The organism is Phytohabitans flavus (assembly GCF_011764545.1).
Lineage (GTDB): Bacteria > Actinomycetota > Actinomycetes > Mycobacteriales > Micromonosporaceae > Phytohabitans > Phytohabitans flavus.
The window spans coordinates 4,719,123-4,741,953 of record NZ_AP022870.1 but is presented as its reverse complement, the minus strand read 5'-3'; the positions used below and the strand labels follow the sequence as shown (position 1 = coordinate 4,741,953).

General features: G+C 71.7%; 18 protein-coding genes, 2 pseudogenes and 1 riboswitch. Of the genes and pseudogenes, 11 read left to right on the top strand and 9 right to left on the bottom strand.

Going from position 1 to position 22,831, the window contains the following annotated elements; genetic code table 11:
* Window positions 1–2 precede the first annotated feature (2 nt).
* Genes Pflav_RS20675 through Pflav_RS20655 form a run of 5 tightly spaced genes read left to right on the top strand, consistent with a single transcriptional unit; the run spans window position 3 to window position 3,886 of the window.
* Window positions 3–1,046: a zinc-dependent alcohol dehydrogenase gene (locus tag Pflav_RS20675; protein ID WP_173037613.1), complete on the top strand. Its 1,044-nt coding sequence runs from the start codon at window positions 3–5 to the stop codon at window positions 1,044–1,046.
* The gene (locus tag Pflav_RS20670) at window positions 1,043–1,879 is read left to right on the top strand and encodes an alcohol dehydrogenase catalytic domain-containing protein (RefSeq protein WP_173037612.1); all 837 of its coding nucleotides are present in this window, start codon (window positions 1,043–1,045) and stop codon (window positions 1,877–1,879) included. Before Pflav_RS20675 ends, Pflav_RS20670 begins: the two co-directional genes overlap by 4 nt.
* Window positions 1,873–2,151, top strand: a complete 279-nt coding sequence (locus tag Pflav_RS20665) for an MDR/zinc-dependent alcohol dehydrogenase-like family protein (RefSeq protein WP_173037611.1) — start codon at window positions 1,873–1,875, stop codon at window positions 2,149–2,151. The genes Pflav_RS20670 and Pflav_RS20665 overlap by 7 nt, the downstream gene beginning before the upstream one ends.
* Window positions 2,151–3,149, top strand: coding sequence for a zinc-dependent alcohol dehydrogenase family protein (locus tag Pflav_RS20660; RefSeq protein ID WP_173037610.1), 999 nt, complete (start codon window positions 2,151–2,153; stop codon window positions 3,147–3,149). Before Pflav_RS20665 ends, Pflav_RS20660 begins: the two co-directional genes overlap by 1 nt.
* On the top strand, window positions 3,146–3,886 hold the full coding sequence (locus Pflav_RS20655; RefSeq protein WP_173037609.1) for an SDR family NAD(P)-dependent oxidoreductase: 741 nt from the start codon (window positions 3,146–3,148) through the stop codon (window positions 3,884–3,886). The genes Pflav_RS20660 and Pflav_RS20655 overlap by 4 nt, the downstream gene beginning before the upstream one ends.
* A gap of 61 nt (window positions 3,887–3,947) precedes the next feature.
* Here Pflav_RS20655 and Pflav_RS20650 read toward each other — a convergent pair whose 3' ends face one another.
* From Pflav_RS20650 to Pflav_RS20625, 6 genes and pseudogenes are all read right to left on the bottom strand, one after another.
* Window positions 3,948–4,322: a DUF779 domain-containing protein gene (locus tag Pflav_RS20650; RefSeq protein WP_173037608.1), complete on the bottom strand. Its 375-nt coding sequence runs from the start codon at window positions 4,320–4,322 to the stop codon at window positions 3,948–3,950.
* 9 nt (window positions 4,323–4,331) lie between these two features.
* A pseudogene (adh, locus tag Pflav_RS20645) lies at window positions 4,332–5,854 on the bottom strand (aldehyde dehydrogenase).
* A gap of 56 nt (window positions 5,855–5,910) precedes the next feature.
* Window positions 5,911–7,181: pseudogene (locus tag Pflav_RS20640) on the bottom strand (GAF domain-containing protein).
* A gap of 99 nt (window positions 7,182–7,280) precedes the next feature.
* Entirely contained in the window at window positions 7,281–8,147 is an 867-nt protein-coding gene (locus Pflav_RS20635) for a universal stress protein (RefSeq protein WP_173037607.1), read from the bottom strand.
* Between the two features lie 6 nt (window positions 8,148–8,153).
* Window positions 8,154–8,831: a carboxymuconolactone decarboxylase family protein gene (locus tag Pflav_RS20630; RefSeq protein WP_180201276.1), complete on the bottom strand. Its 678-nt coding sequence runs from the start codon at window positions 8,829–8,831 to the stop codon at window positions 8,154–8,156.
* The gene (locus Pflav_RS20625; RefSeq protein ID WP_173037606.1) at window positions 8,828–9,613 is read right to left on the bottom strand and encodes a class I SAM-dependent methyltransferase; all 786 of its coding nucleotides are present in this window, start codon (window positions 9,611–9,613) and stop codon (window positions 8,828–8,830) included. Before Pflav_RS20625 ends, Pflav_RS20630 begins: the two co-directional genes overlap by 4 nt.
* A gap of 83 nt (window positions 9,614–9,696) precedes the next feature.
* Between Pflav_RS20625 and Pflav_RS20620 the strand changes: the two genes are divergently transcribed.
* Together Pflav_RS20620 and Pflav_RS20615 are read left to right on the top strand one after the other, a co-directional pair.
* The gene (locus Pflav_RS20620; protein WP_173037605.1) at window positions 9,697–12,282 is read left to right on the top strand and encodes an ATP-binding protein; all 2,586 of its coding nucleotides are present in this window, start codon (window positions 9,697–9,699) and stop codon (window positions 12,280–12,282) included.
* A 48-nt stretch (window positions 12,283–12,330) separates the two neighbouring features.
* Window positions 12,331–13,179: an AfsR/SARP family transcriptional regulator gene (locus Pflav_RS20615; RefSeq protein ID WP_197938665.1), complete on the top strand. Its 849-nt coding sequence runs from the start codon at window positions 12,331–12,333 to the stop codon at window positions 13,177–13,179.
* 43 nt (window positions 13,180–13,222) lie between these two features.
* Here Pflav_RS20615 and Pflav_RS20610 read toward each other — a convergent pair whose 3' ends face one another.
* The 3 genes from Pflav_RS20610 to Pflav_RS20605 all read right to left on the bottom strand — a co-directional run bounded on the left by Pflav_RS20610 (window position 13,223) and on the right by Pflav_RS20605 (window position 17,387).
* Complete coding sequence (locus Pflav_RS20610; RefSeq protein ID WP_232072710.1) at window positions 13,223–14,257, bottom strand: FG-GAP repeat domain-containing protein; 1,035 nt, start codon at window positions 14,255–14,257, stop codon at window positions 13,223–13,225.
* Between the two features lie 251 nt (window positions 14,258–14,508).
* Window positions 14,509–15,708, bottom strand: a complete 1,200-nt coding sequence (locus tag Pflav_RS45945) for a right-handed parallel beta-helix repeat-containing protein (protein ID WP_232071687.1) — start codon at window positions 15,706–15,708, stop codon at window positions 14,509–14,511.
* Window positions 15,705–17,387, bottom strand: coding sequence for a TIGR03767 family metallophosphoesterase (locus Pflav_RS20605; protein ID WP_173037603.1), 1,683 nt, complete (start codon window positions 17,385–17,387; stop codon window positions 15,705–15,707). Before Pflav_RS20605 ends, Pflav_RS45945 begins: the two co-directional genes overlap by 4 nt.
* A 545-nt stretch (window positions 17,388–17,932) precedes the next feature.
* On the opposite strand from Pflav_RS20605, the gene Pflav_RS20600 reads away from it, so the two are divergent.
* The 4 genes from Pflav_RS20600 (at window position 17,933) to Pflav_RS20585 (ending at window position 22,828) form a co-directional block, all read left to right on the top strand.
* Complete coding sequence (locus Pflav_RS20600; protein ID WP_173037602.1) at window positions 17,933–18,649, top strand: NB-ARC domain-containing protein; 717 nt, start codon at window positions 17,933–17,935, stop codon at window positions 18,647–18,649.
* Window positions 18,646–19,200, top strand: coding sequence for a hypothetical protein (locus Pflav_RS20595; protein ID WP_173037601.1), 555 nt, complete (start codon window positions 18,646–18,648; stop codon window positions 19,198–19,200). Before Pflav_RS20600 ends, Pflav_RS20595 begins: the two co-directional genes overlap by 4 nt.
* A gap of 176 nt (window positions 19,201–19,376) precedes the next feature.
* A complete protein-coding gene (locus Pflav_RS20590; protein WP_173037600.1) occupies window positions 19,377–21,389 on the top strand; it encodes a WD40 repeat domain-containing protein in 2,013 nt (670 codons plus the stop codon).
* Between the two features lie 73 nt (window positions 21,390–21,462).
* A riboswitch (SAM riboswitch) is annotated at window positions 21,463–21,581 on the top strand.
* Window positions 21,582–21,652: 71 nt separating this feature from the next.
* Entirely contained in the window at window positions 21,653–22,828 is a 1,176-nt protein-coding gene (locus Pflav_RS20585) for an aminotransferase class V-fold PLP-dependent enzyme (protein WP_173037599.1), read from the top strand.
* Window positions 22,829–22,831: the final 3 nt, after the last annotated feature.

The window sequence follows — 22,831 nt, the reverse complement described above, 5'->3', positions numbered from 1 at the left end:
GGATGAGACAGGTATGGATCACCGGGCCGGGTGCCGTCGAGGTGCGGGACGTGCCGGAGCCCGAGCCGGCCGCCGGCGAGCTGCTGGTGCGCACCGCGTACGCCGGCATCTGCGGCTCCGACCTGCACACCCTCCACCGTGGACACCCGTGGCTGCCGTACCCGATCCCGCCCGGCCACGAGGCATCCGGGGTGGTCGCCGCGCTCGGATCCGGCCTGTCCGGCTGGGCCGAGGGCGACCGGGTGTACCTGCGCCCGGCGGTGGCCTGCGGTGATTGTTTCTACTGTGGACGAAACCGGCCCAACCTCTGCGCCAACCTGATCGGCGTCGGGTCGCACCGGCCGGGCGCCTTCGCGGACGCGTTCGCCGTCCCGGCCGCGGCGCTCGCACCGGTACCGGACGGGGTGACCCTGGCCGCCGCGGCGATGACCGAGCCGCTGGCCACGGCCGTACACGCGACAACCGTGGCGGCGCCGGGCGGCCGGCTCGACGGTGCCACGGTGGCCGTGCTCGGCGGGGGCAGCATCGGGCAGTGCGTGCTGCTCGCCGCGCTCGCCGCCGGGGCCGCGCGGGTGGTGGTCACCGATCCGGTCGCCGCCAAGCGGGAGCTGGCCCTGGACCTGGGTGCGGTAGCGGCGACCGACCCGTCCGCACCGCCGGCCGAGGAGGAGATCGCCACGGCCCTCGACGGGCGGCCGGACGTGGTGTTCGACTGCGTCGCCTCGCGTGGCTCCCTCGGCTCGGCGCTGCGCCTGGCCATGCGCGGCGGCACGGTGGTGGTGGTCGGCGTGGGGCACGGCCCGATGGACGTCACCGTCGAGGCGGTACAGGACCACGAGATCCGCGTCTGTGGCTCCGCCATGTATGTGCCGGACGACTTCGCCACCGCCGAGCGGCTCATCGGATCCGGTGCACCCGTGCACCGCCTCGTCACCTCGGTACGCCCGCTCGCCGACGCCCCGGACGCGCTGCGCGCCGCGGCCGCCGGTCGCGACATCAAGATCCACCTGGCCGGCCCGGCCGCTGACACGGGAGGCACGCGATGACCGTACCCACGCCGGTGCTCACCGGAGCGCGCACGCCGCACCGCCTGCTCGACCTGGAGGTCGACGAGCCTCGCGACGGCGAGGTACGGGTCCGCATGGCCGCCTCCGGCGTCTGCCACAGCTGCCTGTACGCCATGGACGGCGAGCACGCCGCGATACCCATGCCGATCGTGCTCGGCGACGAGGGCGCCGGCGTGGTCGAGGCGGTCGGTCCGGGGGTCGCCACGGTGGCACCCGGCGACCACGTCGTCGTCTCCTGGGCACCCGGCTGCGGTCGCTGCCGCACCTGCCGGCAGGGGCTGCCCGCGCTCTGCACCCAGCAGCCGCCGCTGGGCCGGATGGCCGACGGCACCACCCGGTTTCACCACGGCGGCGAGGACGTCTTCCACTACGGTCCAGCCACCAACGCGCCGTTGACGGTGGTCGCCGAGCGGGCGGTCGTATCTGTCGACCCCGCCATGCCGCTGGACCTTGCCGCGCTGATCGGCTGCGCGGCCACCACCGGGGTCGGCGCGGTGCGCAACACCGCCCGGGTGCGCCCTGGCGAGGCCGTCGCGGTCTTGGGCTGCGGCGGTGTCGGCATCAGCGCGCTGCACGCCGCCGCGCTGGCCGGCGCCTACCCGGTCATCGCGGTCGACGTACGGCCGGACAAGTTCGCCGCGCTGATCCGCATGGGGGCTACCCACTGCGTCGACGCCACCGCCCCGGACGCGGCCGACCAGATCCGGGAGATCGCCGGCCGGGGCGTCGACTACGCATTCGTCACGACGAGCGCGGCCAGCGCGTTCCCGCTCGCGATGGGCGCCCTCGCCGTACGGGGACGTGCGTGCTGATCGCCGGCTACCCCGACGGCGTCGCGCTCGGTTTCGACCCCGGTCACCTGCTCAACGGCGAGCGCCGCATCGTGGCCTCCAAGTACGGCTCGTCGAACCCGCCGGTCGACTTCCCCGATCTCGTGGACATGTACCTCGCCGGCCGGCTGGACCTGGCCGCGATGGTCTCCCACCGCTGGCGGGTCGACCAGATGGACGAGGCTTACGACGCGCTGCGCTCGGGAGCCGCGACCCGAGGGCTGATCGTCTTCGACACCGAATCGGCCGGCTGATGCGCGCGGTCCTGGCCACCGGGCCCGGCGCGCTCACCGTCACGCGGGTACCCGACCCCGCTCCCGCGCGGGACGGGGTGGTGGTCGCGGTCCGTGCCTGCGGCATCTGCGGTACGGACCTGCACCTGCTCTCCGGCGAGCTGGGCGAGGACCGGTTTCCGCTGATCCCCGGCCACGAGCCCTGGGGCGAGGTGGTCGCGGTCGGCGCCGAGGTCTCCGGGTACCGCGCCGGCGACCTGGTGGCCGTCGACCCGTCGCTGCACTGCGGCGCCTGCGACCCGTGCCGCCGCGGCCGGGGAAACATGTGCGAGCGCTGGCAAGCCATCGGGGCCACCCGGCCCGGCGCCTGGGCCGAGTTCACCGCCGTACCCGCCGCCAACCTGCACCGGCTGGAGCCCGGCTTTCCCCTCGCGGTGGCGCCGCTGGCCGAGCCGGTGGCCTGCGCCGAGCGAGGGCTGCGCCGGCTGGACCCGCGCCCGGACGAGCCGGCGATCGTGTACGGGGCCGGCACGATGGGGCTGATCCTGGCGATCCTGCTGGACGCCCGCGGCGTCGGTCCGGTGACCGTGGTCGAGGTCAACCCGGCCCGCCGCGAGCTGGCCGCCCGCCTCACCGGAGCCGAGGTGCGCGCTCCGGAGGAGGCCGCCGACCTGCGCGCGCCGTGGGTGATCGAGGCGACCGGCAACCCGGCCGCTTTCGAGCAGGCGCTGGCCAGCGTGGCCCGCGCCGGCACCCTGCTCGTCTTCGGGGTGGCCAATCCCGGGGCGAGGGCCGCTGTGTCACCGCACCGGATCTACCAGGACGAGCTGACCATCGTCGGCTCGATGGCGATCCTGCACAGCTTCCCGAGCGCCGTCGACACGCTCCGCCGGCACGCCGAGCGGCTCGCCCCGCTGGTCACCGACCGGTACCGGCTCGACGACGTCGAAGCGGCACTCGCGCTGCTCCGCTCCGGTGCGACCATCAAGACCGTGCTGACGCCGGAGGAACCCTCGTGACGCGCCGCATCCTGGTCACCGGCGCGCGGCGCGGCATCGGCGCCGCGCTCGCCATCGGCCTCGCCGAGCCGGATCGCACCCTCGTGCTGCACCACCTCGCCGCCCCGGACGAGGTGGCGAAGGTGGCCCGACGGTGCGAGGAACGCGGTGCCGAGGTGCTGGAGTTCGAAGCCGACCTGTCCGACCCGGCGGCCGTATGCGACCTCGCCGAACGTGCCGGCCCGGTCGACGTGCTCGTCAACAACGCCGCCCGAGCGTCCAACGTGGACATCCGGGAGCTGCCGCTGGGGGAGTGGCAGCAGACGTTCGCGGTGAACGTGACCGCGCCGATGCTGCTGGCCCAGGCGTTCGCCACCGGCATGGCCGAGCGCGGCTGGGGCCGGATCGTCAACATCACCTCGGCGACGGTCCGGCTCGGCGGGCCGTCCGGCCCGTCGTACGTGTCGAGCAAGGCCGCGCTTGTCGGCCTGACCCGGTCGCTGGCCCGCGCGCTGGGCCGCTCGGGCATCACCGTGAACGCGATCTCGCCCGGGGCGATCCGGACGGAAGGGGAGCTTGAGCTGGCCGGCGGGCAGGAGGACCCGGCGGCGACGGCCCAGACCCTCGCCGCGCAGGCGATACCCCGCCAGCTCGTGCCGGACGACCTGGTCGCCACCGTCCGGTACCTGGTCTCCGACGGGGCATCCGCCACCACCGGACAGGTCATCGAGGTAGGCGCCGGGCTGGTCTACCGCTGACCGCGTGCCCCGCGCGATGGGTGGCCCGGCCGACGGGGGCCGGCCGGGACACCTGTCGCCCTCAGTCGCCGAGGGCTGCCTGCTCCTCAGGTGTGAGCAGGCGGGATCGGATCAGGAACCGCACGCCCTCGGGCGCCTCCAGCGAGAATCCGCTGCCTCGGCCGGGGACCACGTCCACGGTGAGGTGGGTGTGGCGCCAGCGTTCGAACTGGGCGGCGGCCATCCAGAAGGTGACAGGTTCGTCGACGCCCTCGACCGCGAGCTTCGCGAGCAGCACGTCAGAAGAGCCGGTGCGGAACTCGCCTTCCGGATAGCACATCGGGCTGCTGCCGTCGCAGCAGCCGCCGGACTGGTGGAACATCAGGGGCCCGTGCGCGCCGCGCAGCGACCGGAGTACGTCGGCGGCGGCCGGGGTGATGTCGACTCGGGATGCCATGAGCGTGTCCTAGAAGAAGCCGACGGCCTTGGGCGAGTAGCTGACCAGGAGGTTCTTGGTCTGCTGGTAGTGGTCGAGCATCATCTTGTGGTTCTCCCGCCCGATGCCCGAACCCTTGTACCCGCCGAACGCGGCGTGCGCCGGGTACGCGTGGTAGCAGTTGGTCCACACTCGACCGGCCTGGATCGCGCGCCCGGCGCGGTACGCGGTGTTCATGTCGCGGGTCCAAACGCCGGCGCCGAGCCCGTACAAGGTGTCATTGGCGATCTTGATGGCGTCGGCGAAGTCGGCGAACGGCGCGACCGACACGACCGGGCCGAAGATCTCCTCTTGGAACACGCGCATCGCGTTGTTGCCCTCGAAGATGGTCGGCTGTACGTAGTAGCCGCCGGCCAGCTCGCCGGGCATGTCCGCGCGCCCGCCGCCGACGAGGACGCTCGCCCCTTCCTGCACGCCGATGTCCAAGTAGGACAGGATCTTCTCCAGCTGGTCGTTGGAGGCCTGCGCCCCGATCATCGTGCCGGTGTCGAGCGGGTTCCCCTGCGTGATCTTCCGGGTGCGCTCCACGGCGGCGTCCAGGAAGTCGCGGTAGTGGCCCTGCTGTATCAGCGCCCGCGACGGGCAGGTGCAGACCTCGCCCTGGTTGAGGGCGAACATCGTAAAGCCTTCGAGGGCCTTGTCGAAGAAGTCGTCCCGGGCGGCGGAGACGTCGTCGAAGAAGATGTTGGGGCTCTTGCCGCCCAGTTCCAGCGTGACGGGCTTGATGTTCTCGCTGGCGTACTGCATGATCAGCCGCCCGGTGGTGGTCTCGCCGGTGAAGGCGACCTTGGCGACCCGGGCGCTGGACGCGAGCGGCTTGCCGGCCTCGATACCGAAGCCGTTGACGATGTTGAGCACACCCGGTGGCAGCAGGTCACCGACGAGGTTCATCAGGAAGTGGATCGACGCGGGCGTCTGCTCGGCCGGCTTGAGCACGACCGCGTTGCCGGCGGCGAGTGCGGGCGCGAGCTTCCAGGTGGCCATCAGGATCGGGAAGTTCCACGGGATGATCTGGCCGACGACGCCGAGCGGCTCGTGGAAGTGGTACGCGACGGTGTCGTCGTCGAGCTCGGCGAGGCTGCCCTCCTGCGCCCGGATCGCGCCGGCGAAGTACCGGAAGTGGTCGATGGCCAGTGGCAGGTCGGCAGCGAGGGTCTCGCGGACCGGCTTGCCGTTCTCCCACGTCTCTGCGATCGCGAGGGTCTCGAGGTTGGCTTCCATCCGGTCGGCGATCTTGTTGAGGATGTTGGCCCGCTCGGCGACCGAGGTGCGGCCCCACGCGGGGCGGCGCCGTGCGCGGCGTCCAGGGCCTTCTCGACGTCCTCGGCCGTACCGCGGGCGATCTCACAGAACGTCTGCCCGGTGACCGGGGTGGGGTTCTCGAAGTACCGGCCCTGCGCGGGCGGAACGAACTCGCCGCCGATCCAGTGGTCGTAGCGGTCCTGGTAGCGCACGGGGGATTCGGGCTGCCCGGGCGCGGCGTAAATGGTCATGGTGAAACCTCCAGCGAGCGGTCTCATGCTGGCGTCCGACCGTAGGAGGCGGGAGGTTACATCAATGTTGCATCGCTGTTGAGGCCGTATTCGGCACGTAACTCGGTGACCCGACTGACCACCGCCCGGTGCTGTGGCGCGAGGTGGGCCAGCCGCTCCCAGACCGCGAGGTCGTCGAAGCCGGCGTCGCTCGCGTACGCGTGGAGGATGGCCGGGTCGGTCGCGGCCAGCACGGCGGAGCGCACCTCGACCTCCAGCCGGCGGCGCCGCTCGACCACGGCCGGCGCGTCGGAGGTGGGCAGCAGGGGGCCCGCGTACGCGTCGACGGCGGCGGCCACGTCACCGCGCTCCAGGGCCTGCGCCACGTCGAGGAAATCGGCCGCGATCGGCTCGGCGAGCCGGTACGGCCGGGAGTGCAGCAGCGGACCGACGAGCCGGCGCAGCCGCAGCAGCTCGACCCGGAGCGTGCCCTGCGCGGTGCGGTCGTCGTACATCGCCGCGCCCAGCTGCTGGCCGGTCATGCCCTCCGGGTGCGCGGCCAGGATCGCCATCGCCTCGGCGTGCCGGCCGTGCAGCGGGATCTCGCGCCCGTCGAGCAGCAGCACACCCTCCGGGCGCCCGAGCACCCGCAGCCGGGCCGCCGGGGCGCGCGCGACCGGGGCCAGGCGCACCGTGGCCAGGTGGGCCTCGGCGAGCCGCGCCGCCGCGCGGACGAGGGCGAGGCTGTGCGGGTGGGCCACCGCGTCGCCGCCGGTGACGTCGAGGATGCCCAGGATCCGCCCGGTCGCCGGGTCATGGATCGGGGCGGCGGCGCAGGTCCACGCCTGCACGGTGTGCCGGTAGTGCTCGGCGGCGAAGATCTGTACCTCGTGGTCCACGGCGAGTGCCGTGCCCGGCGCGTTCGTACCCGCGTGCGCCTCGTCCCACAGCGCGCCCTCGACGAAGTTCATCCGGGCCGCCCGGGCCCGCGCGCCGCGGTGCCCTCCACCCACAGGAGCCGGCCGTCGGCGTCCATCACGGCCCACACGTGCTCGCCGTCGTCGGCGGTGCCACCCACCAGATCGCGCAGCACGGGCACCACCATCGACAGTGGATGGGCCGACCGGTATCCGGCCAGGTCGGCGTCGAGCAGCGTGACCGGCGGGTCCCGGTCCGGGTCGACGCGCGCCGCGGACGAGCGGCGCCAGGAAGCGGCCACCACGCCGCGCACCGGCGCCGCGGCCGGGTCGAGGGTGCCGGTGGACAGGAACGCGGCGTGCGCACGGGCGATTTCTCGGGCCCGGCCGCGCGCGTCGGGCCCGACCGCGGCCAGCCACCCATCCGCCATGGTCATGGCATCACCACCCCGCCTGGGTAGTCCTACCGAGACTACCCGCGGGCGGACGGCGTCGGGAAGGCCCGTCAGCCAGCGTCGGCGGCGCTCTGATCAGTTGGGCAGCTCGCGGACGACGGCGACCGGGCACCTGGCGTGGTACAGCAGTGGGTGGCTGGTCGAGCCCAGCAACAGCCCCCGGAAGCCACCCAGCCCCCGGGACCCGACGGCGAGAAGTTGCGCCTCGTGGCTGACGTCGATGAGCACCTCGGCGGGCTTGCCGGCCATGACCCGGACGTTCGTCGAGACCTTGGGGTACTTCTCCCGCCAGCCCTCGACCAGCTCCGCGGTCTCGGCGCGCTGTTCGGCGAGCTGGGTATCCAGGTCGAAGGCCGGCGGTCGCCAGCGCATGGGCGGCGGCGACCAGACGTGGACCACCTGGAGGCTCACGCCCCGTGCGGCGGCCTCGGCGAACCCGAACTCCAGCGCCAGCAGCGCGCCCTCCGAGCCGTCGACGCCCGCGAAAACCGGAGCGTCGGCTGGCGGCTCGTCACCGCGCACGATGACGACCGGGCAGTGCGCGTTCGCCGAGACGGCTACGCTCGTCGACCCGACGAGTAGCCCGGTGAATCCGCCGCTTCCGCGAGCGCCCACGACCACCAGCCGCGACTGCCGTGAGCTTTCCACCAGCGAGGCGGTGGCGTCGCCGGCTACCACTGTGCCGTTGACTGTCACCCCTGGGTGGCTCTGCCGGGCCCTCTCCACGGTCGAGTTGAGCAGGTTCTCCGCCTCGTCGCGGGATCCGTAGTCGGGCCAGACAGCCGGCGCCAGGCCAGCGGGCCCGGCGACCATCGGCAACGAGAAGCCGTACACCAGGGTCACGGGTGTGTCGGTGCGGGCGCCCCTGTCCAGCGCCCAGCGCAGCGCTGCCTCGCTGCCTTCGGAGCCGTCGACGCCGACGACAATGGGCCGTGGGGTCATGACTCCTCAACGTAGCCAGGGCGGGACGCGGCGGCAGTCGAACCGGGCGACCGGACCCGCCGCCTCACCCCAGAAGGGCCGAGGATGATGAGGTGGCCTCCTCCAGGGGCGGCCGAAGGTGACGGCGTCGCGGACGGGTGCCGGGGCCAGCGTGTGGAAGAAGGCGTCCGGCTGGGCGCCCAGCGCGTCGTTGACGGTGGAGTACGCGATCCGGATCGATACGAAGACGGTGATCGCGAAGATCTGTGCATCGGTGAAACCGTTGTCGCGCAGGTCCTGGATGTCCGCCGGTGTGGTGTGGCTAGGCCCGCGGACGACCTTGCGGGCCCACGCGGCCAGCGCGTGCTCCGGAGCGGTGAGCCCGGTGTCGTCGCCGCGCAGTACCGCCGACGCCGTCTGCGCGTCCGCCGTCCGGGCCAGCTTCGTGCCCCAGGAGATGGCGCAGTACGAGTCGCCAAGTGCCGAGGCGCACGCGGTGACGAGGATGCCCCGCTGCCGGGTGGTGATCCCGTGCTCGACGCTGGTCTGCCGCAACAGCTCGACGATGCCGTCGAAGGCGGCGGGCTGGTAGGCCCACAGCCTGGACGCGTTCATGATGTGTCCGAACTGGACGATGTCCTCGTCGAAGTGGTCCTTGGCCCGCGGCGTCGGTTCGGGCCGGGCGAGGAATCCGGCGCCGCTCATGGGGCCGGCTTCCGGGCCAGGTAGCCGACCACGTCGATCTCGGCCCGCAGGGGCAGACCGTCCCGGACCCGGCTCGCGGCCTCGTCGAGCGCGGCCTGGTGGAAGGCCGCCTCGCCGACGTGCTGGATCGCCTCGTACGCCGGCCCGGTGGCTGCCAGAGCCACGGCGAACGTTTGCGGATCGCTGAACTCCCACGCGAACGGGACCTCGAAGCGCTCGACGCCGACGAACCCGGCAGCGGCGAGCAGGTCCTCGCCCGCGCCGGGGCGGCCGAGCTGCATCGCCGCCTGATACCGCAGCTTCGGTGGGGCGGCCAGCCGGAACGGCGCCAGCGCCCAGGCGCCGGGGGAGGCCTTGACGTGCCCCCACACCGTCATACCGAGCCGGCCGCCCGGCGCGAGCACCCGGAACACCTCGGGCAGCGCCGCCGGCGTGGTACCCCAGATCCCGCGGAAGCTCGTCACCACGTCGAAGCTCGCGTCGGCCCACGGCATGGCGTGCATGTCACCGACCCGGATATCGGCGTTCGGGCTGCGATCCCGGGCGACGGCCACCAGCCGGGGTGCCGCGTCGATGCCCGCGCAGTCCGCTCCCCGGACCACGGCGAGCTCGATCGCGAGTCCGGCCCCGCAGGCAACGTCGAGGAGGCGGTCGCCGTGGCCGACCCCGAGCCGCTGATGGACCGAGACGTACTCACGGCAGTTGCTTGGTTCGCTCAGCGTGGCGAAGGGGACCGCTTTTCGGCCCCAGCCTTCGTCCACGATCGTCCAGTCCGTTGCCATGTCATCGAAGCTAGGCAGCGCCGCGCTCCGCCGCGTGGGGAGTTTTCCCTAACTTGCCAGCCAGCTCTTACGATGATCGTCCGATGGAGTTGTGGGAGCGGGCTGAGGCCCTGGACGCGCTGGACGGGCTGTTGCGCGACAGCGCCCAGGGCGGCCGGATCGCGCTCGTGGCCGGCGAGGCCGGCATCGGCAAGTCCGTCCTGCTGTCCGAGTTCGCCCGCCGGTGCGGTGTCCGAGCGCGGGTGCTCTGGGGTGCCTGCGACCGCCTCGTCACGCCCCGGGTCCTGGGGCCGCTGCACGACATCGGCCGGCAGGCCGGCGGCGAGCTGGCCGAGCGGCTGCGCACCGCCGGCGCCCGGGACGCCGTGTTCGCGGCGCTGCTCGACGAGCTGTCCGGGCCGGTACAGCGGCAGCGGCCGGTCGTCGTCCTCGAAGACATGCACTGGGCCGACGAGGCCACGCTGGACCTGCTTGTGTTCCTCGGCCGGCGGATCGACCGGCTCCCCGCCCTGCTGGTGGTGACCTACCGCGACGACGAGATCGGTGTGGAGCACCCGCTGCGTGGCGCGCTGGCCGCGCTGCCCAAGGCGATCGTCCGCCGGGTGCTGCTCGCGCCGCTGTCCGGGGAGTGCGTGGCGCGGCAGGCCGAGCGCGCCGGGCACGACCCGCGCCTGGTCGGCGAGCTGACCGGCGGCAACCCGCTGCTGGTCACCGAGCTGCTGGACGCTGACGCCGGGACGGTACCGGCAAGCGTGAAGGACCTGATCCTGGATCGGCTGCGCGCGGTGGCCGAGCCGGCCCGCGACCTGGCGCAGCTTGTCGCGGTCATCCCCACCCGGGCGGACGGCGCCCTGGTCGCGGACAAGATCGACCTCGTGGAGCAATGTGTGGCGGCGGGCGTCCTCGTCGCGGAGGGCGACGGGGCCCGCTTCCGGCACGAGCTGCTGCGCACCGCGGTGGAGGACTCGCTGTCGCCCATACGGCGGGCGCGGCTGCACCGGCAGGTGCTCGAAGCACTGTCCGGAATGGACGGGATCGACCCGGGACGGCTGGTACACCACGCTCGGCACGCGCATGACGAGGCGGCGGTGCTCCGGTTCGGCCGGATCGCCGGGGACGAGGCGGCCCAGCAGGGTGCGCACCGGGAGGCGGCCGAGCACTACCGGGTCGCGGTGCCTCACTCGGGACAGCTGCCGGATCCGCAGCGGGCCGCACTGCTCGAGGCGTACGCCCGGGAGGCGTATCTGGTCGGCCAGGTCGACGAGGGCCTGGCCGCTGGGCGGGCCGCACTGGCGGTGCGGCGGTCGCTGGACGAGATCGAGCGCGTGGGCGAAAACCTGCGCTTCATCTCGCGGATGGCGTGGTTCGCCGGGGACGCCGGGCTGGCGCGGTCGGCCGCGCTGGAGGCGGTCACGACGCTGCTCGCACTGCCGCCCGGCCGGCAGTTGGCGATGGCGTACAGCAACCAGTCTCAGCTGCACCTGCTCGCGTACGAGCTGGACGAGGCGTTCGAACACGGCGTGCGCGCCACCACGCTGGCGGACGAGCTGGGTGACCCGGAGACGGCAACCCACGCCCAGGTCAACGTCGGTACGGTAGAGCTCTCCCGCGGCGTGCCCGGCGCGGTGGAGACGCTGGAGCAGGCGTTCCAGCGGGCGGACCGGCACGGGTTCGCGGAGACCGCCGTCCGGGCGCTGACCAACCTGGCCGGCGTCACGTCGGGCGAGCTCCAGCGGTACGGCGCGGCCGAGCCGCTCGCCGACCGGGCACTCGCCTACGTCGCCGCGCGCGACCTCGACGGGATCGGTGGGATCGCGCGCGGGTTCCGGGCCACCATCCGGTTCGCCCGCGGCGACTGGGCCGGCGCGCTCGCCGACGCCGACCAGGCGCTCGACCGTTCGGCGCCGTTCGGGGTCAACGCCGTCCTGCCGCTTGTCGTGCGGGGACGCGTGCGGGCCGCCCGCGGCGAGAAGGAGGCGCTCGCGACGCTGGACGAAGCGGACCGGCAGGCGAGCCGCGTCCGCGACCTCCAGTCGGTGGTACCGGTGGCGGCCGCCCGCTCGGAGTACTTCCTGTGGCAGGGCGACCTCGATCGCGCCCGGGCCGAGGCCGAGCGCGGCCTGCGGCTGGCAATGGGTGTGCGGTACAGGTTCCACATCGAGGAGCTGGCGTACCGGCTCTGGCGAGCGGGCGGCCCGGTGCCCGACGGGTTGGCGCCGGGGCACCCGTACACGCTGGTGATCGCGGGTGACTGGGCCGGCGGTGCCGCGGCCTGGCAGGAGCGGGGGAGCGTCTGGGGACGGGTCGAGGCGCTCGCCGACGGCGACGAGGAAGCGGCCGCGGAGGCGCTGCGGGTGCTTGACGAACTGGGCGCGTCCCGGGCCGCCGGGTACGTACGGGCGCGGCTGCGCGATCGGGGCCTCGTCGTCCGGGCACCACGAGGTCCCCGCCGGGCCACGGCCGCGCACCCGGCAGGGCTGACCGCGCGCCAGGCGGAGGTGCTCGCGCTGCTGGTCGAGGGGCTGTCGAACGCGGAGATCGCCGCCCGGCTGACGCTGTCCGCCAAGACCGTCGACCATCACGTGTCGGCGGTGCTCGCCAAGCTCGGCGTGACAAGCCGCGGCCAGGCCGTCGCCGCGGCACGCCGGCTGGAGGCCGACTCAAGTTAGGGAGTATTCCCCACGTCCGGCCGCGTCCGCGGTTCGTACCGTCGTGCGGTGCATTTTGTTGAACTGACCGAACCGCCGGCGCTGCGGCTGCTAGGGACCGTCGAGGTAGTCGTCGACGGGTCGGCACGTCCGGTCGCCGGGGCGCGGCGTACGGCACTGCTCGCGGCGCTGGCCCTGCACGTCGGCGAGGTCGTGAGCGTACACAGGCTCATGGACGTCGTATGGAACGGCGAGGCACCGGCGACGGCGCTCAACACGTTGCAGCGCCACGTCTCGTTCCTGCGCCGGGAGTACCGGCTGGGCGAGCGGATCGTGGCCCGGGCCGGGGGTTACGTGATGGAGCTGGGCGGGGCGACGACCGACGTCCGGGTCGCCGAGCGTCTTATCGGACGGGCGCGGCGGGCCGCTGACCCGTACGTGGCGGCGGACCTGCTGCGTACCGCACTGACCCTGTGGCGCGGCCCCGCCCTAGCCGACCTGGCCGACCTGCCGTCCTTCGACGCGCAGGCCCGGCACCTCGACGAGCTCCGGTGGACCGCCCGCCGGCTGCTCACCGAGGCGCGCCTGGCGGTGGGGGAGCACCTTGTCGCGCTGCCGGAGCTGGCCGTGCTGGCCGCGCGCTTCCCGCTGGACGAGGACCTGCACCGGCAGCTGATGCTGGCCCTGTACCGGTCGGGCCGGCAGGCCGAGGCCCTCGCGGTGTACCACGACCTGCGGATCCGGCTGCGGGGGGAGCTCGGCGTCGATCCCACCCCGAGGGTAGGCGACCTGCACCTGGCCATCCTGCGCCACGACCCCACCCTCCTCGTGCTCGGCCGGCCGCCGGTCGCCGGTGGCCGGGCGATCGAGTCGGCCTCCCGGCGTCGCAGGCGCCGCAGGCTTGAGCGGCGCTCCTGACGAGCTGCGGGCCGGCGGCATCCTCGCCGCCGGCCCGCGGCTGCTAGCCGTTCTTTATCGGTGCGACGCTGATCAGCTGGGAGCCCGCCGGCAGGGAGCCGGTGGCGTACTCGCTGACGTACCGGCCGCCGTCCATCGTCCAGCTCACCACCGTGCCGTTCGTGTGCTGCCAGATGATGTCCGCCCGCCGGTCGGCGTTGACGTCGGCGACGGCCTCGATCCGCCAGTCCAGTTCGGTCCGGTGACCGGGCCGGTTCTGCCAGGTCGGGTAGGCCACCATCGTGTTGATCCCGCGGAACCAGATCGCCAGCCCGCCGTCGTCGTGCCGCCACAGGATGTCCGCGCGACCGTCCGCGTCGAAGTCACCGACCGCCTCGATGTCCCAGATCGCGGTCGGGTCGGCGAACTCCGTCTTCAGCTCGCCGGCGAACAGCTCGCCGTTCATGTACCAGATCGACAGTGACCCGTTGTCGTGCCGCCACAGGATGTCGGAGCGGCCGTCGCCGTTGAAGTCGCCCAGGAACCTGACCTGCCAGTCCATTCCGGTCGTGGCGGTGGGGTCGTTGAGGTACGAGAGCGTGGCCTTGTTGCGGCTCTCCCCGCCCATCCAGATCTCCAGTGCGCCGTCCGGGTGGCGCCACAGCAGGTCGGAGCGGCCGTCGGCGTTGAAGTCGCCGATCCCGGCGAGGTTGACGCCGGCCGGCAGTACGCCCTGGACGTCGGAGCGGTCGCCGGGCGGGGTGAACCGCCCGTTGTACGCGTCGAGCAGCATCACGTACACCGCGCCGTCGGGCCCGCGCTGCACCCGGTCGGGCAGGCCGTCGCCGTTGAAGTCACCGGTGCCCAGCGGGGTGCGGTCACCGGCCGACCAGCGCACCACACGCGGGCCGGCCACACCGTTCGCGACCTCCCACAGTCGCAGGTCGCCGCCGGCCGGGTCCCGCCACGTGACCTCGATGGACCGGGAGCTGGCCCGGCCGCCGGGAAACACCTGGCCGTTGGCCTTGGCCCGGACGTCGCAGCGACCGTCACCGGTCAGGTCCCCGAAGGTCAGGTCGCCGACCTGCTTGGCAGACATGTTGAGGTACGTCCACTGGCCGGTCTTCGCCAGAAACCACCACGTGTTGCCGGTGGCCAGGAAGCGGTCGGCGGTGCCGTCGCCGTCGAAGTCGCACGACGCTGACGTGTTGAAGGTGTTCAGCCCGAACCTGTTGCGCTCGCGTACCACGTTGAAGCCGTCGACCGTCTGGACGATCGCCTCGTCCGCGTTCGTGTCGGCGAAGACGTTGTCCCGCACGTTGGCCCGGATGTGCGGCTCGCCGCGGACCTTCACCACGTCTCCCTCGGTGTAGTAGAAGGAGTTGTAGCGGATGTCGAAGTACTGGCCGGCGTCGCCGCAGTAGAAGTCGATGGTCCAGCAGGATTCGGTGCCGTGCACGTCGAACTGGTGTGTGTCGGTCGCCCAGGTGTTGACGCCTCCGTGTTGCAGCACGAGGTTGCGGTACGCGAGGTACCCGGTGCCGGGCAGGCCGTCCGAGGAGATCGCGTGCCGGTTGTAGTCGAAGACGTTCTGCTCGATCGTTGCGTACGCGTCGTCCCCACCACGACGCCGTAGCCGAACTTTCGCTTGTGCTGGTTGTGGTGGATGAAGTTGTCACGCACCAGCACACCCGACGGGTTGTCCAGGTTCAGCTTGTTCGCACGGCCCTCGATCTGGTCGCTTACCTCGACCCCGGCACCCGCCCAGCCGTAGATCTCGTTGTTCTCGATCGCCACGTTGACGCTGGCGTGGACCGCGATCCCGATGGGCGCGGGATCGCCGTTGTCCGCGATAGCCGTTTCGCCGCCGTCGAGGCGGATGCCGCTGATCCGTACGCCGTCACCGGACAGGTAACGACCGATCATGAACAGGCGTTTCGGCTTTGTCGTGGTGTAGATGCGCGGGCCGGGATTGGTGCTGCCGCGGTTGCCGAGGATGTGCACACCCTCGGCGATGTACAGCTGGTCGCGGTAGGACAGGTCGAGGTTGACGTTGTCCCGCAGGCGGATCGTGGTCTTCGGCTGGTCGATCGCCCACAGGAAGAGCGCCTTGTCCGTACTTGAGTCGATGACGATTTCCATGCGACCGTCGGCGCTGGTGCGTGTCACCGCGACCGAGATGCTGTCCAGCGGCTTCTTCGCGCCGGGGCCCATCGTCGCGTTCAGGATCACCAGCGTGTTGACCGCGGGGGAGAGCGTCTTGGAGCTGTTCGGCTGGATCGGGTAGTTGGCTTCGAGTGTCTCGCCGAACAGGCGGGTCTCCAGCTCGTACTTCAGCGTCGGGCAGTTGGCCACCTTCGGGGTATCCCAGCTGAGCGCCACGGGTGCTCCGGCCGCGACGTTCGTCGACGACGCCTTCAGGTTGCCGAAGGCCTGTTCGAGGCAGGGCGAGCTTGGGTCGGTCGGGATCGCGGCGGCCGGACCGGCCAGCCCGAACGACAGCACCAGCACGGTGCCCAGCGCCACCGCGAACGCTCTCCTTCTTCTCATCGGAAACCACCCTCCAGCTTGAACGGTGTGGGCAGCAGCAACTGGACGTTCCGGTCCAGCGCGTAGCCCCGCCGCTCGTCGACGCCCCTGGCCCGGATCTCCTGTAGGTCGTTGGCGGCCAGCTCGCGGGCGAGCGAGGCGAGCTTGTCGGGCGTACCCAGATCCCCGAAGTGGTCGATCGGGGCGTCGATGTCGAGCATCGTCGTGAAGATGGCGAGCGTCCCGTGGCCCTCGGCGACCTCGATGATGCGGCTCTGCACCGGCCAGTCGATGTGCGAGGCGGTGTTGACTTCGTAGAAGCCGCCCGCGAGGTTGCTGTTGGCGGGCCGCGTGTGCGCCCTGATCCGGTTTTCGTGGGTGTGGCCGTCGACCATCATGATGACGTTCGGAAAGCGCAGCAGCAGGTTTCGCAGATGGCTGCCGGCGTACGGCTGTCCGGCATCGGTGTTGTCCATTGTGTTCAGTGCGTGATGGCAGAAGATGACGAAGAGCTTGTCCCGTACGTCCGGCTGCTGGACCAGCTTGCGCCGCCCGTTCGAGTCGAGCTCGGCCAGCTCGTACCGGCTGCTGTTCGCGATCAGGTTCGCCTCCAACCAGTGGTACTGGTCGGCGTCGAGCGAACCGTTGGCGGCCTTCTTGAGGTCCTTCGAGGCGGTGGCAACGTTGGTGGTGTCCAGCGCGATGAACTGGAATAGGTCGTCCGGACCCGAAGGGATGGCGTAGTAGGCGTGCTCGGCGCCAGGCGAGAAGCCGTGTCCCACCGGCTGACCGGCCGACGTGAAGTGCTCCGCGATGAACTCCTCGCGGGACAGCAGCCGCCTCGACGAGTCGGCGAAGACCGCGGTCTTCGAGAGGTTTCCGGTGTCCCCGTCCACGAGCACGTCGGACATCTTCGCCGGCCCGAAGTCGTCGTAGTCCGCCGGCAGCGGGTCGGAGACGAAGCCGAGCACCTTCTCGTCGCCGGTGGCAAGCTCGGACACCGGCGAGCCGTACCACGTGCCCTGCGCGGAAGTGTTGCCCTGCACCATTCCGTCGTGGTTGCCGTACGCGGTGTACCACGGCATGCCGAGCCCGTGCGCGTCGTACTCCCGTCGAGCGGCCTGGTAGAGCGACGGAAACTCCGGGTAGCCGGCCTCGAAGTGCTTACCCCTCAACGACGGCGCCTGCGGCGTCCAGTAGGCGGAGTCCGTATGCGCCCCCACATGCCCGCCCCCACTGTCCCCTGTGGAGTCACCGGAGGTCGGCTTGACGGTACGGCCGTCGAGCAGGTCGATGTACCACCGCGTCTCGTTGTACTGGCAGTTGTCGACCACGTCACCGGTCACCAGCGTCATGCACAGCGGCAGGCCCGTCGCCGGCCCGACCACCGTCTTTGCGATCGCCCGGCACATGGCGTCGACGAGGTGCGTCGAGAGCATCTCGTGCGCGCGGTACGAGCCGCCCAACGGATAGCTGCCGAAGTGCGGCGGCCCCGGATCGGCGTACCTGTCCAGATACTCCAAGCGCAGCGGCGACTGGTCGTCCACCACATGCAGGTCCGACATCTGCACGAACGCGATCAGCGGCACCGGGTTGGCCGGAGCCACCGCGCCCGGTGCCAGCTCGTTGCGAAGGGCGTGCGGTTCCCCCGGACCCGCCGCCAACTTCCGGTAGCCGTGGCCGACGTCGGATCCCAGCACGACCGTTCCGTCCAATGTGGTCCTCCCCCCGGCCAGCCCACCGGACACCTCCGGCTCCGCCACAGCGGTCGCGGCCCCCGCCGCGCTGCCGACCCCCGGCCACCCGGCGGCCGCGCCTATCGCCCCCAAAGCACCGGCCGCGATTACCCTTCTTCGATGAATCCCCACGTCGCCTTCCCTTACCCGCGACCGGCCTCGGCCACGTCCCCCGAAACCGCCCCCTGCGGTCCGGCCTTGCCCGCTCGGTCCCGCCACCAACAGACGGCGCCGAGCCAAGCAAGGGTGGCGGGTAGCACTGGCGTCGCCCTGAAACCACGCTGAACCCACCACCGTCGATCGGTCGCGCTTGTCCACAATGGCGCCGCGGGTGAGATGTGCCAAGTTGCGCAGGAACGCCGATAAGCGGCGAGTGTCGCGTTTAGCGCAGGTGCGGGTGAGGGTGGAAGCCCGTGGGTACCTTCGTCCTCGTAGGAATGTGGAGGGCTGCGGTGCGGCGACGGAGTGTTCGCGTTGGGATCGGCCTTTCGGCCAGTGCACTCGTCGGCGTGCTCACGAACGTCGCGACCGCCGGGTTCGACCTGGCCCCGTATCGATGGATGCTCCTGGCAGGCCTCGGGGTCCTGAATGCTGGCTATATCGCGTTCGAGATCCTGATGAGCCGCCGCGAGGGCACTGTGGACGACGCCGACGACATCGGTTCGCTGGCACCACCGCACCTACCGGTCGCGCAGGTGGTGGAGGCTGTTAGGGCCCTGCCGCTCAGGTCGGTCTCCCGGCCATGGATGCAGCCCTCCTTCGATCGGGAAGTTGTGGACCGGCCTGCCATCACGGCAGAGCTGAGGCGGCTGCTGCTCGACGGGAGAGGCGGCACCGTCGGTGTGACGACGGCGCTGTTCGGCGCGGGCGGATTCGGCAAGACCACGGCCGCCGCGATCGCCTGCACCCAACCGGAGGTCGCGGCGGCCTTCACCGGCGGGCTGCTCTGGGTCACTGTCGGCGAGGACGTAACGCCGACGCAGCTGGCCGAGAAGATCAACGATCTCTGTGCTCAGCTGGGCGCTGAACGGCCGAACCTTTCCGATCCTGAGCAGGCCGGGTACCGCCTGGGCCAGGTACTGGAAGGTTGCGAGCCGGTGCTGCTCGTGGTGGACGACATCTGGACCGCGGCCGCCCTGCGGCCATTCCTGTCGGGGGTAGTCGTTGCACCCGCCTGGTTACCACCCGGCGGGCGACGCTACTTCCCCAGTACGCCCGCCTGGTGAAGGTCGACCAGATGGCCCATCGGGAGGCACGCGAGCTGCTGGACCACGGCCTGACCGACCTCCCTGGCGGCATCCGTGAGGCTCTACTGGAGCTGACTGGGCGGTGGCCGCTGCTACTCGCCCTGGTTAACGGTGCGCTTCTGCGAGCGGCCCGTGACGGGCTGGAGATCGCCGTGGTAGCACGCACCATCGCCGAACGGCTAGCCGGTGATGGCCCAACGACGCTGGATGTGCGGACCGAGAGCCGCCGTGAGCGCGCAGTACGCCTCTGCGTCAGGGCGAGCCTTGACCTGCTGAGCGTCGACGAACGGCGCCGTTACCTAGAGTTGGGCGTCTTCGCCGACGACGTCGACATTCCGCGCGACGTCATCGAGCTGCTGTGGGGCCAGTCGGGTGGCCTCTCACCGTACGAGACCAGCCGGCTCTGTGCCGATCTCGCCGAGCTGTCGCTGGTCCAGTCGTACCGGGGTGACACCGGAGCGCTGCGGTTGCACGACGTGCTGCGCGCGTTCGTCCGGGGGAGCTGGGCTGGGCCGACATCACGCAGCTGAACCGTGGCCTTCTCAGCGCCGCCGCCGCGCTGCTGCTCGACGACCGATCTGACCCACCACTGTGGTGGCTCATCCCGGCCGATGCCGACTACTACTGGCGCTACCTCTCGTACCACCTTGTCGAGGGCGACCGGCCGGACGAGCTCCGCCGAGTCGTATGCGACCTGAGGTGGGTCGTGCCCAGGATAGTCCGCTATGGAGCAGCGGCCGCGGAGACGGACGTGCGGCGGGCGACCGGATCCGAACCCGCCGCTCTATCGAGTGTGCTGGCGCGGGACGGCCATCTCTTCGGCGTGATCGAACCGGCGGAAGCCCTGGTCGACATCGTGGTCAGTCGCTTGCAGGGGGTGCGGGAGCTGGCGGACGTGGCCATGACCGCACGCGGCCAGCGCCGGCTGCGCAACCGTTGGCCACTCCCGGACGCCGATCCGGCTTTGCTCCGCGTCCTCACCGGCCATCGAGGCTGGACGACCGCATGCGACATATCTGGCGACGGCCGTAGGTTGGCGACTGTGGGACGCGACGGTACGGCGCGGATCTGGAGACTGTCCGATGGCGCGGCCCAGGCAGTCCTGGACGGCACCGCCGGCGCGCTCGCGACGTGCGCGTTCCTACACGACGGGACCCGCCTGATCACCGGCGGCGAGGATGCGACGGTCCGCGTGTGGGATCTCGACCGCGGTACCATCGCCCAGGTCTTGACGGGGCACACCAAGGCAATAACCAGCTGTGCGGTCGCGCCGGACGGCTCGTGGTTCGTGACCACGAGCGAGGACGGTACGGCCCGAGCCTGGAACGCTGACGGGATGGCGCCACTTTGGGTCCTGTCCGCACACACGGCGAAGATCAACAGTTGCTCGATCGCTGGGGATGGCGAGTGGCTCGCCACGGCGGGTGAGGACGGTACAGTTCGTACTTGGTCGGCCCAAGGTGACGAGCGTCAGGTCCTGCGCGGTTCCGGCGCGCCGGTGACGAGTTGTGTGATCGGCCGCACCGGCGACTGGCTCGCAGCCACCAGTGAGGACGGGACCACTCGGATCTGGACCGGCGACGGGCGGGAGATGGCCGTCATCGAGGACCCAGACCTAGGCATGATGCACAGTGCTTCCTTCGCGCAGCGGAACTGGCTAGCGACGACCGGCTGGAACGGCTTGACGAGCATTCGCGACATTGACTCCGGAGACATGGTCTCGGTGCTAAAGGGGCATGTACGGCCGGCGACGTACTGCGCGGTCGCGCCGGATGACTCGAAGCTCGCCACCACAAGCTGGGACGGCACGATCCGTATCTGGGACACTTCGAAGCCGGTCAGCCCCCGTGCGATCGATCTGTACTCCAGCCAGGCCGCACGGTGCCGGCTGTTTCCGGATGAGAGCCGGCTTGTCGGCGGGTACTACGACGGCACCGTGCGCCTCTGGGATGTCGCAACGGCGACCGTCGCCCTCACCCTCGCCGGCCATACCGCGAAGATCACCGGCATCGCGGTCGCGCCCGGCGGCAACTGGCTCGTCACCACTGCCGAGGACAAGACGGGCAGGATCTGGTCCACCTCGACGGGTGAGTGCGTGGCGGTCCTCGACCATCCAGAGGCGGTCATGGACTGCGCGATCAGTCCGGATGGAGGATGGGCAGGGACGCTGACCCGCGACGGTCGGGTCCGCTTCTGGGAACCCGACGGTCGGCTGCGCCACATTGTGGACTCCGGGCTCGCCGGGTCGACTCGGTGCGTCGTCGAGCCCGTGGGCGCCTCGCTCGCGGTGGGTGGCCAGAGCGGATCGATCGCGATCGTCGACATAGCGGACGGCCGGACGCGCTCAAGTCTCTCTGGACACACTGACGCGATAACCGGGCTCACGTTGACCCTGGACGGCCGGCTACTGGCCAGCAGCAGCGTCGACGGAAGCACGAAGATTTGGGACACCGCGACCGGAGCGCTCGCCTGGGACCTCCACGGTCACCCCGGACCGCACGCGGACTGCGCCTATTCGCCAGACGGCCGCTGGCTGGCCACAGCTGGCAACGACCTGCTCCGGGTTTGGAACACAGCGAAGCGCGACTGCCACGCGGCCATGCGGGTCGATGGTGACCTACACGGCGTGGCCTGGCGCGGCGACAACCTCGTCATCGCCGGGGAGCGGGGGTCTATCTTTTCGCCTTCACACCGTAAGCAGGCGCGACGCGGGGGTTAGTCGGCGGTCAGGCGGATGCGGCGGCGGGTCTTCATCGGCCAAACCTTGACGCCCGTGTTGTACGATCGGCGGCGGTCAAGAGTGCCAGCGTCAAGCCCCGGCTCGCTGGCCGGCAACCCTCGTGTTCACGGTGGGGTGCCCCGGGTGACGACCAGACCCGTGGCCGAGCCGCGCTGCGGGTAAGCGTGAGCTGCGGAGGTCTTCCCCATGACGCTCGACATCGTCGGCGCTGATCTGCCTGTCCGGCTGCGTTCGGGGCGACGGTGCGGTTCGCCCATCTCGACTACGCGGCGTCCGCCCCGTGCGCGCGGGTCGCGGCCGAGGCGGTGGAGAGGCTGCTGCCCTGGTACGGCAGCGTCCACCGGGGCGCCGGCGTGCGGTCCAGCAGGTCCACATTGGAGTACGAGCGGGCCCGGCAGGCAGTCGGTGACTTCGTCGGCGCGCGGGCCGGTGACGCGGTGGTGTTCACCCGCAACACCACCGATGCGCTCAACCTGCTGGCCCGCGTGCTGCCGGCCGGTACCACGACCGTGGTGTTCGACGGGGAGCACCACGCCAACCTGCTGCCCTGGCCGAGCGCGGTACGCCTGCCGGCGCCGCCCGACCCGGACGAGGCCGCCGAGCTGCTCGACCGGGCGTTGGCGGTGTTCGCGGGACCGGCGGTCTTCGCGGTGACCGGCGCCAGCAACGTCACGGGGGAGGTGTGGCCGGTACGCGGCCTCGCCGACGTGGCCCGCTCGCACGGAGCCCGGGCGGTGGTCGACGCGGCGCAGCTCGCCCCGCACCGGCCGGTGGACATGGCCGCCCTGGGCGCCGACTACCTGGCGTTCTCCGGGCACAAGCTGTACGCACCGTTCGGCGCCGGGGTGCTCGCCGGCCGGTCCGACTGGCTTGACGCGGCCGAGCCGTACCTGCGCGGCGGCGGCGCCAGCGTGGCGGTGGGCGACCTCCCCGGCGACGTTTTCTGGGCGACCGGGCCGGCGCGCCACGAGGCCGGTACGCCCAACCTGCTCGGCGCGGTGTCGATCGCGGCGGTGTGCGAGGCCCTCGCCAGCGCCGACCGGGACGCGCTGCACGCCCGCGAGCAGGAGCTGCTGGGGCGGCTGCGGGCCGGGCTCGCGGCAGTACCGGCCGCAGTGCCGGTGAGCCTCTTCGACCCCAGGCACCCGCGCGTCGGCATCGTCTCCCTCGCACTGCCCGGCCACGATGTCGCGGCGGTCGCGGAGCGGCTCGGCGCCGACCACGGCATCGGGGTGCGCGCTGGGCAGTTCTGCGCGCACCCGTTCGCCCGGCGCCTGACCGGTCTCTCGGCCTCCCCGGTCGACGACTGCGCCGCCGGGGCGGCCACCCTGCTGCGGATCAGCTTCGGCCTGGGCACCACCGGCGACGACATCGACCGCGTCGTGGCCGCTCTCGCCGCCGAGACGTCCCGCCGTTAGGCG